At 38.1% G+C, this 14733-nt stretch carries 11 protein-coding genes; 4 read left to right on the plus strand and 7 right to left on the minus strand.

The genetic code is table 11. The annotated features are described in order from the left end of the window. The first annotated feature begins 53 nt into the window (after positions 1–53). Positions 54–1958, plus strand: coding sequence for a DUF4139 domain-containing protein (locus tag ACFO5T_RS09845; protein ID WP_380033992.1), 1905 nt, complete (start codon positions 54–56; stop codon positions 1956–1958). A 249-nt stretch (positions 1959–2207) separates the two neighbouring features. Next, entirely contained in the window at positions 2208–2765 is a 558-nt protein-coding gene (locus ACFO5T_RS09850) for a hypothetical protein (protein WP_375253627.1), read from the plus strand. 98 nt (positions 2766–2863) lie between these two features. On the opposite strand, the gene ACFO5T_RS09855 is transcribed toward ACFO5T_RS09850, so the two are convergent. From ACFO5T_RS09855 to hisS, 4 genes are all read right to left on the minus strand, one after another. Further along, positions 2864–4348 (minus strand): lipopolysaccharide biosynthesis protein, encoded by a 1485-nt coding sequence (locus tag ACFO5T_RS09855; protein WP_380033994.1) that lies wholly within the window; start codon positions 4346–4348, stop codon positions 2864–2866. A 9-nt stretch (positions 4349–4357) separates the two neighbouring features. Further along, on the minus strand, positions 4358–5641 hold the full coding sequence (locus ACFO5T_RS09860) for a glycosyltransferase family protein (protein ID WP_380033996.1): 1284 nt from the start codon (positions 5639–5641) through the stop codon (positions 4358–4360). Then, entirely contained in the window at positions 5641–8067 is a 2427-nt protein-coding gene (locus tag ACFO5T_RS09865) for a YfhO family protein (protein WP_380033998.1), read from the minus strand. Before ACFO5T_RS09865 ends, ACFO5T_RS09860 begins: the two co-directional genes overlap by 1 nt. 66 nt (positions 8068–8133) lie before the next feature. Further along, the gene (hisS, locus tag ACFO5T_RS09870; protein WP_380034000.1) at positions 8134–9516 is read right to left on the minus strand and encodes a histidine--tRNA ligase; all 1383 of its coding nucleotides are present in this window, start codon (positions 9514–9516) and stop codon (positions 8134–8136) included. Positions 9517–9807: 291 nt separating this feature from the next. On the opposite strand from hisS, the gene ACFO5T_RS09875 reads away from it, so the two are divergent. Together ACFO5T_RS09875 and ACFO5T_RS09880 are read left to right on the plus strand one after the other, a co-directional pair. Next, a complete protein-coding gene (locus ACFO5T_RS09875) occupies positions 9808–11043 on the plus strand; it encodes an ABC transporter permease (RefSeq protein ID WP_380034002.1) in 1236 nt (411 codons plus the stop codon). An 85-nt stretch (positions 11044–11128) separates the two neighbouring features. Next, on the plus strand, positions 11129–12562 hold the full coding sequence (locus ACFO5T_RS09880; RefSeq protein WP_380034004.1) for a sodium:solute symporter: 1434 nt from the start codon (positions 11129–11131) through the stop codon (positions 12560–12562). 45 nt (positions 12563–12607) lie between these two features. Here ACFO5T_RS09880 and ACFO5T_RS09885 read toward each other — a convergent pair whose 3' ends face one another. From ACFO5T_RS09885 to ACFO5T_RS09895, 3 genes are all read right to left on the minus strand, one after another. Beyond that, positions 12608–12991 carry a CoA-binding protein gene (locus tag ACFO5T_RS09885; protein ID WP_380034006.1) on the minus strand — a complete coding sequence of 128 codons (384 nt, stop codon included), beginning with the start codon at positions 12989–12991 and terminating at the stop codon, positions 12608–12610. A 393-nt stretch (positions 12992–13384) separates the two neighbouring features. Beyond that, on the minus strand, positions 13385–14005 hold the full coding sequence (locus tag ACFO5T_RS09890) for a trimeric intracellular cation channel family protein (protein ID WP_380034008.1): 621 nt from the start codon (positions 14003–14005) through the stop codon (positions 13385–13387). Then, a complete protein-coding gene (locus ACFO5T_RS09895) occupies positions 14006–14728 on the minus strand; it encodes an RDD family protein (protein ID WP_380034010.1) in 723 nt (240 codons plus the stop codon). It lies immediately after the preceding gene. Positions 14729–14733 lie beyond the last annotated feature (5 nt).

The following is a 14733-nucleotide window of genomic DNA, read 5'->3' on the forward strand; positions in this document are numbered from 1 at the left end:
TTTCAGTCGGTATGAGTTACTCATAGATTTGAGCAACTTTAAAAACCAAACCGATGAAAAAACTAACACTTCTCGCCTCGCTATTGCTACTTGTAAATTATGCTTTCGCGAAAGCGTACTCGAACCCACTAAGACCTACTACATCTAAAATATCTAAGGTTACCGTTTATTTAAGTGGTGCTCAGGTAGAAAGATCATCACAGGTAAACATTGCGCCCGGTGCTACGAGTATTTTGTTTGATAATCTTTCTAATGATATTGACGAAAATAGTATTCAAATATCTGGTCTAGATAACGCATCTATATTATCTATAAACTTTGGTATCAATTACCTAACAGAGAAGCGCAACTCTTCTCAGATAGACAGCCTTAATATTTTAAAAAACAGTTTAGAAATTAAAATTCTTAAACTTAATAGTAATATGAGTGGATTGTCTAAGGAGGAAGAAGTTATCTCAGCAAATCAGCGCTTAGGAGGTACTAGTAAGGAGTTAGACATTTCTAAAGTAAAGGAGCTTTCTACCTATTACAGAACACGTGTTACAGAAATTAAAAATGCTCTTGTAGATGCTCAATTAGAAAAATCTAAAATACAGAAACACATCAGAGATATAGAAAAGCAATTTGCAGAGCTAAATGTCACAGAAGAGAAAAGTAAAGGACAGATAACCTTAAAATTATCTAGCGAAGAAGCCACAACTCTTAATTTAATACTCAAATACAATGTACGTGAAGCGGGCTGGTATCCAGAATATGATATTAAGGCAACAGGTACAGACGCTCCGCTAGATGTTTCTTACAAAGCTCATTTGTATCAAAAAACAAGTGAAGATTGGGACAACGTGCAACTTGTACTGTCTACTGGAGACCCCAATACGAATAACATAAAACCAGATTTAGATACTAAATATCTCAATTTTGTAAATAGAAACTATAATCATAATACGACAAAGATTATATCACAACACAATTACAAAAATGAGAAAGAATCTAAAAATGAGCCGATTGATAAAATTTTAGAAGGAAAAGTGTCTGGTGTTCAAATAACCAATAGCTCAGGTAGTAAAGGCTCCACAACTAACGTTAAAATAAGAGGCTATAACTCCATAAACAGTGCTAATGATGCTCTCTATGTCGTTGATGGTGTTCCATTTCAATCTAAAGACTTTGAAGATATGTATGGTAATAGAAACTCTAATAATCTCATTTTAGATAATAGTAATATTGAAAGCATTAATGTTTTAAAAGGCCTTGCTGCCACGACATTGTATGGATCAAGCGGAAAAAATGGTGTAATTCTAGTAAAGACTAAAAAAAATATAACTGCAACTGGCGATATAAAAACAGAAGGAATCACCAATACAAAGTTTGAAATTAATAAACCATACTCTATAGACTCAGATGGTGATGTAACCGTGATCGAGATAGATAGCTTTATGATTCCAGCAAGTTATGAGTACTACGTAGCACCAGCGATAAATGAAAATGTTTTTCTCACTGCTTCCATTAAAGATTGGATTAACTATAGCTTATTACCAGGTGAGGCAAATGTCTATTTTGAGGGTAGTTTTTCTGGCAAGACATATCTCAATCCATTAGAAACCACAGAAAAGCTTTCCATATCATTAGGTATTGATCCAAATTTGATTGTAAAACGTAAGGAACTAGATAATTTTAAGTCTAGATCTTTAATAGGCTCGCAACGTATTATCAACAAAGAATATGAAGTAGTTGTAAAAAATAATAAAGCAAAACCTATCACTATAAAAGTAGTAGATCGTGTTCCTATATCACAAAACAAAGAAATCAAGGTAGGAAAAATTGTTACAGGCGATGCTTTATACGATGAGGATACTGGTATTCTTGAGTGGACACTTACACTCTCTCCTGCTTCATCTAATAGCAAAGAATTTTCTTATGAACTGAAGTATCCAAAATATAAAAAAGTAAATCTATAACTAAGGTTGAGGTTTGGTTGAGGAAAAGCGTTATTTATATCATTAAATAGCGCTTTTCTGATTATAAAAGTTTTGAAATAGCGCTTTTTTAATTCCTAAGACTCATACCGAGTACATTTTCGCGAAAGCGTAAACACCTTTAAACACTGCACGTAACAAGGTTTTTCCATTTCTGGCACGCTGATTGCAAACTAACTAGCAAGCGTACACCGAAAGACGGTAACGTATCAACCCTAATACTTTTATATTATGAAAAAGCTATTAATCGCAGTATTGTTTCTAGGAGGAATGACTGCACAAGCAAACACAGTGACAGATCTCGATCACACTACAGAAAGAGGGCCACGTTACAATGTACCACAGTCTATCACATTTACTGAGAGAGGTATCACCTTTGAGGTATATACAAATGGACAGTTTGATTTTACACAACGTGGTAATAGATATCAAACTCGCACACAAGGGCGCAGAGGTTTTAATCAAGGTACGCCAGGACACGCTTATGGTGTAACATATCCTTACAGAAATAACACTTTTGTAAAGTATAACCGTTACGGTGAAATTTATAAAGTAGGTCGCAATCTCATAGATTACAACCGTCGTGGTAAAGTAAGACAGATAGGTTCTGTTGCCTTGAGATATAATAATGGTCGTCTAGATCGTGTAGGAGATATGAAGGTAATTTATAATAGAAGAGGTCGTATTGTAGATCTTGTAGATTATAACTACCGTACACACAGAGCACAGCGTGCAAACGGAAGAAATATAAAGATTAAGAAGAATAAAAAAATACGTGTACGAGGATAAATATTCATCCTCAAATACTAACGATAACTTTGGTTGGTTTGTTAAAGCCTCGATTTACAATTGTAAATCGGGGTTTTCTATGTTATTAAGCAATGTTTTTATCTTTTAAACACAGTACCAAGTAAGCTATCGATTGCGTTATTAATATCTAAAGAAAGCTTAAGCTTATAAGAAAGTATGAGGTATATACTTCCTAACATAGTGCCTTTTACAACAATTGCCACTAGCGGATTAAAAGAAAAATCCCAAAAGTAAAACCCACAAAACAAGGTAGCAATCACTCCAAAGGTTAATAGCGACTTTTTAGAAAATGGTTGCATTTTAAATTTGGTTTGCACCACAAGTAATTTGGCAAGCGAGTAGCCTACTGTTGCGATAAGCGTTGCCACACCAGCACCATTAATTCCCAGTGTAGGAATCAACATCATATTTAAAATTACTGCTACAATTACCGCCACAACACCTATTGCCAGTACAATACGATAATAATCACTATTAAATACAATAGCATTATTTATACCCAGACAGTTATCTAAAAGTTTTGACGCACTTATACAAAGTACTACATAAAGTGCCGTCGCATAGGCTGGACCTACAATGAGATAAAGGCTTTTGATATTACAGCATATCAGTAAAAATAACAAGCCAGAAATCACTAATAAACTCAGGCTACTTTTCTTGTAAAGTATGCGCATTTCATCCCACTGTTTATTATTGAGCATACCAGCCACCATCGGGTACGTAATCTGGTGCATTGCCCTCGCAGGCACACCTATTACCGTTGCGATGTAGATAGCTACTGCATAGTAAGCTACATTTTCTATAGCCACATATTTACCTATCATAAACTTGTCAATATCGATAAGCAAAGTCGCCACAGAACCCGCAATAATGATAAGCGTTGAGTACTTTAAAATAGCGGTGCGCTGTCTATCAAGTTTTGAGGGGTTAAGCTTTCGCGAAAGCGTAAAAACAGGCTTTCGTTGTCCAAAGGCATAGAGCAGCATCACAATCATTCTCACTACATAGATTGCAACCGTAAGCACTAAAAAAGTATCCACATTTATGATAGAAAAAGCCAGTAACACAAGAAGTAAGGTCACGCCCAAACGATGAAAAACCTCCTTTAAAAAATTACCAAATGTACTTTTGAGCTGCAGTTTAGACCAAGAGAAAAAAATCTCAAAATAAGCCGACGATAAGGCGATAATGAAGATATACCATACGTAGCCAGAAACAATCTCATTTTTTGACGAAAGGAAATCTGATATTTGTTGATGTAAGAAATACGTGATTCCAGTAATGGGAATAATTAAAAATAGTGGTAAAACCAGCATCCAACTTAAAAACCGATCTTGATCTTCTCCCTCAAAAGATGAGTAAAACTTGACTATCGTATTTTGAACCCCAAAGGCTAGAAAAGGCACTAAAATAAACGCCGTAGACAGCATAAAGCTCACTAAGCCATAATAGGTGTCGCTCATAAAGTTTACGTACAAAAACAGTGTGTTTACGGCACCTAAACCAAAACCTAAGTAGGTGGTGATAAGATTCTGAAAAGATTGTTTTAATACGATTCCCACAGTTTCCTTTTATAGTTGCGCTATTAAATTATTCAATTGTGCTGTGAGCTCTCTCCTATGATATTTGGCTACTTCGGTTGTATTACTAGCATAATTGTAGTCACCAGCAAATAACGCTTCAATCACTGATTTCAACTTTTTCTCTTGACTGTAATCTACAAAACTACCTGTTGCTGTTTTTTCTATAATAGCTCCTATATCTGCGTCCTTTGGACCTATAGCGACTATTGGTCGCTGTGCGCTTAGGTATTCAAAGAGTTTTCCTGCTATGATGCCTTTTGTCTTTTCGGCGTTAATTTCTAGGAGGAGCAAGGCATTTGCCTGTTCTTGTAATCGCTGTGCTTCTTGATGACTTACATAACCTACAAGGTTCAATTGTGACTCTAGACCTGCTGTCGTTATTGCGTCAATAATTTCTTGACTTACTTTCCCTACAAGCTGTATTTCTAACGCTTTAGAAAAGGCTGGTAACTCATCACATAATTCTCTCAACACCTTCCACAACAACTGCGGGTTGCGGTCTGAGAGTAAAGAACCTATGTGAGATAATACAAACCGCTCTGTAGGTTGATGCGGAGTGATTACTCTATCGTCAAACCCATTTGTGATAACGGTAATAGGTCTTTTGGTAATCGCGTGAAATTCTCTTTTTGTTCCAGGGCTGGTTACTATGATATGATCTGCAGTGGTAAGTACTTGCTTTTCTAACTGTTTGTGACGCGCTTTTGTTTTGGCGGTCATTCGGAGTTTATCGTGATAACCAATAGTCGTCCACGGATCTCTAAAATCTGCTAGCCAAGTTAGGTTGAGTTTCCAGTTTTTGAGTTGGTTGCCTATGAGATGCAGGCTGTGTGGCGGTCCTGTAGTAATGATTTTTTCAATATCGTTTTCTTCGATATACTTTTTCAAAAACGTCACAGAAGGTGCTACCCACCCTACTCTTGCGTCTGGCACAAAGAAGTTTCCACGCACGTAGAGCATCGCTTTTTGCAACAAGCTCTGCTTTCCTTCCTTAGGTAAAATGCCCGATGAAATGGTTTTAGTTTGCTTTCGCGAAAGCGTACTCGCCCACCCATACGGTTCTTTAATAGGTTGTTTAATTACAGTCACCTTATCTGAAACCTCAGCAACCAAAGAATCATCTACGATAGGATAACTAGGATTTTCTGGAACGTAAACAATAGGTTTTATACCAAATTCTGGTAGGTACTTTGTAAACTTAAGCCATCGTTGCACACCAGGACCACCAGCAGGTGGCCAATAATATGCGATGATGAGTACCTTGTTATTCATTAAGCCTGTGCGTCTGTATCACGGTTTTTTACCGTGTAGAATATTCCTCCGGCAACTAGTAAGAAAAGTAATAAACTACTGCCTAGCATAATCATCCCTCCGGTTTTTACCACTTGTGGCTCAAAAGTCATTACTACTTCGTGAGCGCCTGCAGGTACCTTTATACCTCTCAAGGCATAGTTTACTGGTAAAATAGTAGTTTCTTCACCATTTACGGTTGCAGTCCATCCATTTTTATAATAGTTCTCTGCAAAAACCATAAAACCATCGCTTCCATTTTCTACTTGGTACACGAGTTTGTTAGGTTGCACCTCCAGTGTTTTTACCACGGCCGTGCTATCACGTTGCGGCTGGAAGTTTCCTAGTTCCTCACGATATTCTTCACGGATGAGTACTGTATTTTTTGTGTCTACTTTTGTGAGCCCATCAAACTCTGCATTATAATCTGGCACGTACTGTATCTCATTTACAAACCAAGCTGGACCGTTTGCTTCTGGGTTTTTGCTTATCCCCATACCCTGCTCACTATCTTGAAGGATATATTTTACATTGTACATATTAAGAACCTCTGCATTACCCTGAGCAATCTGCTGATTGTATAAGTCATCAATCGTACGCGGTTGTACAGCAGAATAACCGTTAAGCGAATTGAAATAGTACGAAGTATGACTATTATTAAATCCTCGAGCGAGATCAATCACGCGGAAATAACTATCATCCTTAAGTATCTCCTCATCTGCTGGAGTAATCTGGAAGTTTTGATTATACTGTCGCTGGGTGATGAAGTTTTCTTCATTTACAGAACGTCTATCTACACCTACAAGGTCAAAAACTATGAGCGCACCAATGGTGATTATTGCGATATTTTCTGAAATCTTTTTCTTGAGCGTTAACCACAAAGCGGTTCCTATAAAAATCACAAATAGTAAAGACCTCAACACATCACTTTTTAATACAGCGAGGCGATCTTCTTTTATGGCATTTAATATTTCTGGTTGCTCGATGGCCATCTGTCCTTCGGCAGCAGAGCGCAGGTTAAATAAGCTTCCGCTAAAAAGGTAGAGTATCACAAAAAGACCTGCTAGTGAACCTATAGCGATGAGCAACTTCTTTTGCTTTTCGGCTTGATCTACTCGGTCGTTTAAAAATCTGTGTAAACCTACCATTGCAGCGATAGGTAACAGTAATTCTAAAATCACCTGTATACTTGTAACCGCTCTAAACTTATTGTACAATGGCACGTAGTCGATAAAGAAACGTGTAATTCCTTCTACGTTCTTACCCCAACTCAGTACTAAGGAAACAATCATACCTGCTAGTAACCACCAACGCAATCTTCCATTTACTAGAAACAGTCCTAATAATGCAAGTGCAAAAACTGTTACTCCAAGGTATGGAGGAGCTTCTACAAAGGGTTGTTCTCCCCAGTATAATCTCGTTCCTTGAGCGTAATAACTTACTTCATTAGGAGGTACTCCAAGCTCGCTTAGCTTTTTCGCGAAAGCGGAATCACGACCCAAATCGGCAGCGGTACCGGTTCCCATAAAATCTGATGCAATGAGATTGAGAGACTCTAGCTTTCCATAACTCCACTGCGTTATGTAATCAAAGCCAAGACCGTCTTCTACGGCGTCTTTGGCTAGTTCATCTTTTAATAATTGTTCGCCACGTATGCTTGTCTTTGCATACTCTGCCGTAGCAAGTAAGGTTGTAGCGTTTGTAGCGAGACCTAGCAACACTGCAATTACTAATACTCCCGAAGCTTTAAAGAAATGTGGAAGTTGTTTTTTCTTGATAGCATCTATGAGGTATGCAATCCCTAAAATCACACAAAGCAACCCTAGGTAATACGTCATCTGGTAATGGTTTGCCTGTATTTCTAGTCCCATTGCCACGGCAGTGAGTAAAAACCCCCAGAGGTATTTTTTTTGATACGTGAGTATGATACCGGCAAGCACGAGCGGGAAATACCCTATGGCGTGCACCTTTGAGTTATGCCCTACGCCTATAATGATAATGAGATAGGTAGACAGTCCAAAGGCAAGCGCACCAACTACGGCAAGCTTCCAAGGGACGCGCATCACAAGCATTAATGCATAAAAGGATATAAAATATAGAAAAAGATAATCTGCTGGGCGTGGTAAAAAACGAATCACACGGTCCAACTTATCCATCATATCATACTCAAACCTCGCTCCCATCTGGTAGGTAGGCATCCCTCCAAAGGCACTATTAGTCCAGTAAGTCTCCTCACCAGTCTCTGCTCTAAAGTCACGATGTTGCTTTGCCATCCCTTCATAGAGCTTAATATCATTTTGATAAATGCGCTTTCCGGATAACACAGGGTTGAAGTAAACCAACGCCACGACTATAAAGCCAAGTACAACTAGAATATGCGGAAGAAGTTTTTTAAAATCGATGTTCATAGGTGTTGTGTCAATAGTCGTTAGTCACCCAGCCTTTCCTTTCTTATAGGCTGGCTCTGTTTAAATTTATTTCAAAGCTGCTACTAGCTCGTCTATGGTTACAGTCTCTTGCGAGCCTTCTGCCATATTTTTGAGCGTGTATTGTTTTGCATCCATCTCTTCTTTTCCAGCCAATACTAAAAACGGAATATTGCGACGGTTTGCATAGGTCATTTGCTTTTTCATTTGCTTATTGCTCGTCACAGCATCTGGATATAACTCGGCTGAGATTCCTGCTTGGCGTAGCTTGCTTATCGCTTGCATTGCATAACCCGCTTCTTGATCACCAAAGTTTACAAAAAACACTTTTACACCTTCTGTCGCCTCTTCTGGAAATAAGCCTAGCTCTTCTATCACAAGGTAAATACGATCTAGACCAAAAGAGATCCCTACACCACTCATATCCTTAAGACCAAAAATACCAGTAAGGTCTGCATAGCGACCACCGCCACCTATACTCCCCATCTTTACACCATCTGGAGCACTTACTTCAAAAATAGCACCTGTGTAATAATTAAGACCACGTGCGAGTGTTACGTCTAGTTGTAGTGTTGCGGTTTGTAAACCTAAGCTCTCTATAGCATCATTGATAAAAAGCAATTCGTTTATTCCTTCCATTCCCGTCTCAGAATCTGCAAGTAGAGTTTTAAGCGTCCCTAGCTGATCACCAAAAGTGCCAGATAACGAAAACAACGGTGCTACTTTATCTATCGCCTCTTGAGTAATGCCTTTGGCAAGCATTTCTTTAGTAACGCCCTCTTCTCCTATTTTGTCAAGCTTATCTAGTGCTACGGTAAAATCTATAAGTTTATCACTTGCGCCTATCACCTCTGCAATACCAGAAAGTACCTTACGGTTGTTCATCTTGATAGTCACTCCTTCTAGCTTTAGTGCGCTAAAAACAGCATCATATAACTGTACAAACTCCACTTCTTGCCAAAGAGAATCACTTCCTACCACATCTGCATCACACTGATAGAACTCGCGGAAACGTCCCTTTTGTGGGCGATCTGCTCTCCATACGGGTTGCATCTGAAAACGTTTAAAAGGGAAAACGATGTCATTTTGGTGCTGTACTACGTATCTCGCAAAAGGCACGGTAAGATCGTAACGAAGTGCTTTTTCTGAAATTTGTGGTGTGAGTGCTGTTGAGTCCGCTTTCGCGAAAGCGTCATCCTTCACCTTACGTAAATAGTCACCACTATTAAGAATTTTAAATATCAAGCGATCACCTTCTTCTCCATACTTTCCCATCAAAGTGCTGCTGTTTTCAAAACTAGGCGTCTCGATAGGCTGAAAACCAAAACGCTGAAACTGGGTGCGTATGGTGTTCATAATATAGCTGCGCTTTGCAACTTCTTCTGGTGAAAAATCTCTGGTTCCTTTAGGTATAGAAGGTTTTGTACTCATATGTTACAGTCGTATTCTTTAAGGTAATTACTTTCAAAATTAATAGAAGGAAAGACTACCTGTATTTTTTTTATGCTTTCGCGAAAGCGTATATCTCTTTTTTTCAATGTGATTTACCACAAAAATTGCGGTTGTGGCATTTTTAAAATGCACTCGCAAATATCTTAAAAAATGAAGCCACGAGAGAATTATTTGAAAAGTTTGGTAACTTTTTGACGAGTTAATAGTCTTATAGTACATTGTGTACAGAGACAATTGTGTTTCTGAAATGCTTAATTCATACTTGAACCTATGTTTTCACTATTTCGCGAGAATTTAAGAATCGCCTTTGACAGTATTAAAAGTCAGCTGTTGCGTACTATTTTGACTGTATTTATCATTGCCATAGGTATCACGGCACTGGTAGGGATTTTAAGTCTTGTAAAGGCGCTTGAAAATACAATAAGCTCAGATTTTGCAAGTATGGGAAGTAACACCTTTAACCTGCAACGCTATGAGTTTACCTCTAGACGCTCTGATGAAAAACAGGTGATTAACCCTGTTATAGGTTATCGCCAAGTAAAAGAATTTACAGAGCAATATAATTACCCTACCGCACGTACGGCTATCTCTTTTCAAGGAACACGAAGTGCAGAAGTGAAGTATGAAAATGAAAAGACAGATCCAGAAGCAAGTGTAGTAGGTGTAAATGAAAACTTCTTAAACAACTCCGGCCTCAAGCTAGAAAAGGGAAGAAACTTCACCTCTTTTGATATAAATAACAACACACGTGTTTGTGTACTAGGGAGTGACTTTTATAAAAATATATTTAAGGATGATAACCCCATAGGGAAAACTATAAGTATACGTGGCACCAAGTTTAACGTAATAGGAATGCTTGAAGAAAAGGGAGCCACCTTTGGCAACAATCAAGACTTGCGAGTTCTCATACCTATACAAGTAGCAAGAACAATGTTTACACAACCTAACATAAACTACAACGTGAGTGTAATGGTAGAAGACGCCGAACTTCTAGACAGCGCCGAAGAAGAAGCGATACTCACCTTTAGAAACATACGTGGGCTTACACCTTTAGAAGAAAATAATTTTGGTATAGGACGCAGTGACGACCTTATTAATCAAATAGGTGAGATAACAGGAGTTCTAAGTGTTGCCGCTTGGGTTATAAGTATTATTACAATCTTTGGGTCTTGTATTGCTCTTATGAATATTATGCTTGTCTCTGTAACAGAGCGTACACGTGAGATAGGCGTGCGTAAGGCACTCGGTGCAAAAAAATCTACCATTGCAGCACAATTCTTATACGAGGCAATCATCGTAGGGCAGCTAGGAGGTCTCACAGGGATTGTACTTGGTATAAGTATAGGAGCGCTCATAGCATCTGTGGCAGATTTTGTATTTACTACGCCTTGGGGAGCTATTATTGCAGCGACTATTATCACCTTTGTTATTGCAATTATCTCAGGATTATTTCCAGCTATAAAAGCGGCAAAACTTGACCCCGTAGAGTCTTTACGTTACGAGTAAGAGAAGTCCTGTATAGAGAAATCTTAACTGCACAATCTGCAATCATTTATCAAAAGAGTATATTCGTATTCTTAATTTAATTGATATGCAGCCCTTACATATATTACTTCTTATTGCTGGTTACTTTGGTGTGCTTATGCTCATAAGCTACTTAACAAGCAAGGGAGATTCTAATACAGATTTTTTTAAAGCAGGCAAGCAATCTCCTTGGTATCTTGTTGCTTTTGGGATGATAGGTGCTTCGCTATCTGGCGTTACCTTTATATCTGTACCTGGATGGATTGAGGCATCAAGCTTCAGCTATTTTCAAGTCGTCCTGGGTTATACTGTGGGTTATGCGGTAATAGGCCTCGTACTACTTCCACTCTACTATAAATTGAACCTTACTTCTATCTACACCTATCTAGAAGGGAGATTTGGTACCTATTCTTATAAGACTGGAGCATCCTTCTTTTTACTAAGCAGGATTATAGGTGCGAGTTTTAGATTGTACCTAGTTGCAAACGTATTACAGCTACTTGTTTTTGATGAGATGGGAGTACCATTTTTTGTAACAGTAACTCTTACAATCATCCTTATCTGGCTATACACCTTTAAAGCTGGTATAAAAACTATTGTGTGGACAGACACATTACAAACACTCTTTATGCTTATCGCGGTGGGTGTGGCAATCTACTTTGTGAGCGATGAGATGGGTCTCAATGCAGGAGCGGCTTTAGATCTCATTTCTAATAGCGATATGAGTCAGATTTTCTATTTTGACGACTGGAAAAGTGGTGACTTCTTTGTAAAGCAATTTTTATCTGGAGCCTTTATATCTATTGTAATGACAGGGCTAGATCAAGATATGATGCAAAAAAATCTTACTTGTCGTAATCTAGGTGATGCTCAAAAAAATATGTTTTGGTTTACCATCGTGCTTACCATTGTAAATCTTGTATTCTTAGCACTGGGATTATTACTCACTGTATATGCTTCTCAAAATGGAATCGATGCTCATAAAGACCAACTCTTCCCTACCATTGCTGTAAATAGTGGCTTAGGTATTGGGCTGGCTATTGTATTCTTACTGGGACTAATCGCAGCTGCATATTCAAGTGCAGATAGCGCCCTTACATCACTTACCACTTCTTTTAGTATAGACATACTAGACATCGAAAAAAAATATGATGCTGTAAAGCAAGTAGCAGTGCGCAAACGCATCCACATTGTAATGTCGCTTGTACTCATTGCCGTGATCATCATATTTAAATACGTAATTGCAGATGCTACAGTAATCGCAAAACTATTTACGTTTGCCGGATATACCTATGGACCTCTCTTAGGCCTATATGCTTACGGACTCTTTACAAAATGGAATGTAAAAGACAAGTTTGTCCCAGTAGTTGCCATTGCATCGCCTATTCTTGCATACATCATAAGTACGCTTTCGGCAGGAGTGGGGTTTGAATTTGGGTTCTTTATATTAATCTTAAACGGTGCATTGACCTTTTTAGGATTATTATTAATAAGAAAGTAGTTTATTACGCTTTCGCGAAAGCGTACTTATAAAATCTAGAAAATTTTAATACTGATCTGTCCCCAGTAAAACAAGTGTACACGCAACATCAACTTCGATATTGTGCGCTTGTAACATTTTATAAAGAACAGGATTTTCTGTGCCTGGGTTAAAGATGACACGCTTAGGAGCCAGGTTAATTATGAAATCATAATAAGCCTCTTGCCGCTGCGGATTGAGGTAAAGTGTGATAGTATCTAAATCTTCTTTGAGCTCCTCAACTGTCTCTATGGCTTGGTCAAAAGTGATGATGCCTATATCACCTACCTTTCCTCCTCTTAATCCTACCGCGATCACAGGATGATTTTGCGCATTAAGGCGGATGATTGCTCTATGTGAATATCGTTGAGGTTTTAAGGATGCCCCGATAACCATTGTGGTTTTTAACATAAGGTAAAGTTAAAAAATTATTACGGTGTAACAGACCGCTATTTTAAACGTCTCTATTATAAGTTAACTTACTTGTTAGGTACGTTTTTAATTCGTTTTGATGGTTAGTGTTAATTTTAGATGCTACCTAACAAAAAATCCCGAGATATCGAGTCTCGGGATTTTGTTGTTTTTGGGCTAACCTGCTGATTTTACGGTTAAATAATTGTTAATTGATCTAAGTAAATGAAACATTGATTGATTTTTTACGTCTAATAGATAAGTAATAGTCTCAACTGAATAGTCATATCAGGATTTTAAATTATTTGAATTAGCCTTTATAATATTTTAAACCTATTTTCTAAAGAGTCTATTAGGTTTCTTAAGGTCTCTGCTCACGCAGGGACCTTTTGTTTATTTAAAATAATCTTTTTTATATACACTAGGTAAGCTCCACTCCTTTACTACTGCCAGCGTTCTTACAATAATGATAATACAACCTGCAACGAGCATCGCTATAGATTGCGGCAGGCCAGCTGTGGAAGAGGCTAGATATACGCTTCCTCCTAATATACATACGGTGGCATATATCTCTTTATGAAATATTATAGGGATCTCATTGCATAGTATATCTCTAAGCACACCTCCAAAACACGCCGAGATTGTACCAAGCACCACACAAACTACAGGGTGTAAACCTGCTGCAGTAGCAATCTGAACTCCAGCAATGGTATACAAGGCAATACCTATAGTGTCAAACAAGAAGAGAGACCTCCTCACGTATTTTAAATAACTTCTAAAAATAATTGCCACTAGTGTTGCTCCAAAAATCACGTAAACAAAGGTCATATTAAGCATCCAGCTTACGGGTGTCTTGCCTATGAGAATATCTCGCAGTGTACCACCACCTACAGAGGTAACAAGCGCTATTATTAATATCCCAAAGACGTCAAGCTTTTTACGCATAGCTGTAAGTGCTCCAGATATGGCAAACGAGACCGTACCTAGTATGTCTATAATTGTGGTAATTTCCATTTACTGCTGTGTGTAATAATTATAGTCTGCAAGCACACGCTCTACAAAGGCTACATTAGTCTCTTCTGGAGTGACATCCATTTTTTCTTTAAGTCTGTCTGCTAGTTTTATGATCACGTTGTGATTTCCATTGCGCTTAGCATCTTTAAAGAGCGTTTTAATAAGTTGTACATCCTTATCGTTAAAAACGGTAACCTGAGGATAAGTAGGTATATAGTTTTCTGGTATGTCTACAATAAAACTGTCAGATAGACGTGCTCGTTTCTTTTCTGTAATGACTGTTGTACCTGCTGCCATATCACCTAGTCTTTGCCCTTTCTCACTCATAAGGATACTTACTACAGCAATCCCTCCAGAAGAGCCAGCTATATCTATAATGCGCATAAGCCATCTTACAAAGTAACTCCCAAAACCTGGTTTTGAGCCGTCTAGTTTTACTACTCTTATTTTCATCACAGCCTTACCCGGTGTTTTACCATCCCAGAAGGTCTCAAAAAGTATGTAGTATAAAAATATAGGTAGCCCTAATACAAGGTAGTATGCCCAGATATCACCCATTGCTTGAGAGTCTAACCCAAACTGAGCTATGATAAAAATGGAAACAACCCAGTAAGCAATAATTATGAGCAAATCGACAATGTATGCAAGTATACGATCTCCTATGCTTGCAACATTCTGATAAATGCTCACATTTTGAGCGGTTTCTATTTGAAAGTTATCCATATATT

This window comes from Dokdonia genika, from assembly GCF_042652845.1.
Lineage (GTDB): Bacteria > Bacteroidota > Bacteroidia > Flavobacteriales > Flavobacteriaceae > Dokdonia > Dokdonia donghaensis.

What these genes read in the sequence shown, in the direction of transcription:
- ACFO5T_RS09885 (WP_380034006.1), bottom strand. Translation starts at nt 12,991, where the DNA reads ATGTTAAAAACCACAATGGTTATCGGGGCATCCTTAAAACCTCAACGA.
- ACFO5T_RS09895 (WP_380034010.1), bottom strand. Translation starts at nt 14,728, where the DNA reads ATGGATAACTTTCAAATAGAAACCGCTCAAAATGTGAGCATTTATCAG.
- ACFO5T_RS09850 (WP_375253627.1), top strand. Translation starts at nt 2,208, where the DNA reads ATGAAAAAGCTATTAATCGCAGTATTGTTTCTAGGAGGAATGACTGCA.
- ACFO5T_RS09875 (WP_380034002.1), top strand. Translation starts at nt 9,808, where the DNA reads ATGTTTTCACTATTTCGCGAGAATTTAAGAATCGCCTTTGACAGTATT.
- ACFO5T_RS09890 (WP_380034008.1), bottom strand. Translation starts at nt 14,005, where the DNA reads ATGGAAATTACCACAATTATAGACATACTAGGTACGGTCTCGTTTGCC.
- ACFO5T_RS09845 (WP_380033992.1), top strand. Translation starts at nt 54, where the DNA reads ATGAAAAAACTAACACTTCTCGCCTCGCTATTGCTACTTGTAAATTAT.
- hisS (WP_380034000.1), bottom strand. Translation starts at nt 9,516, where the DNA reads ATGAGTACAAAACCTTCTATACCTAAAGGAACCAGAGATTTTTCACCA.
- ACFO5T_RS09880 (WP_380034004.1), top strand. Translation starts at nt 11,129, where the DNA reads ATGCAGCCCTTACATATATTACTTCTTATTGCTGGTTACTTTGGTGTG.
- ACFO5T_RS09865 (WP_380033998.1), bottom strand. Translation starts at nt 8,067, where the DNA reads ATGAACATCGATTTTAAAAAACTTCTTCCGCATATTCTAGTTGTACTT.
- ACFO5T_RS09860 (WP_380033996.1), bottom strand. Translation starts at nt 5,641, where the DNA reads ATGAATAACAAGGTACTCATCATCGCATATTATTGGCCACCTGCTGGT.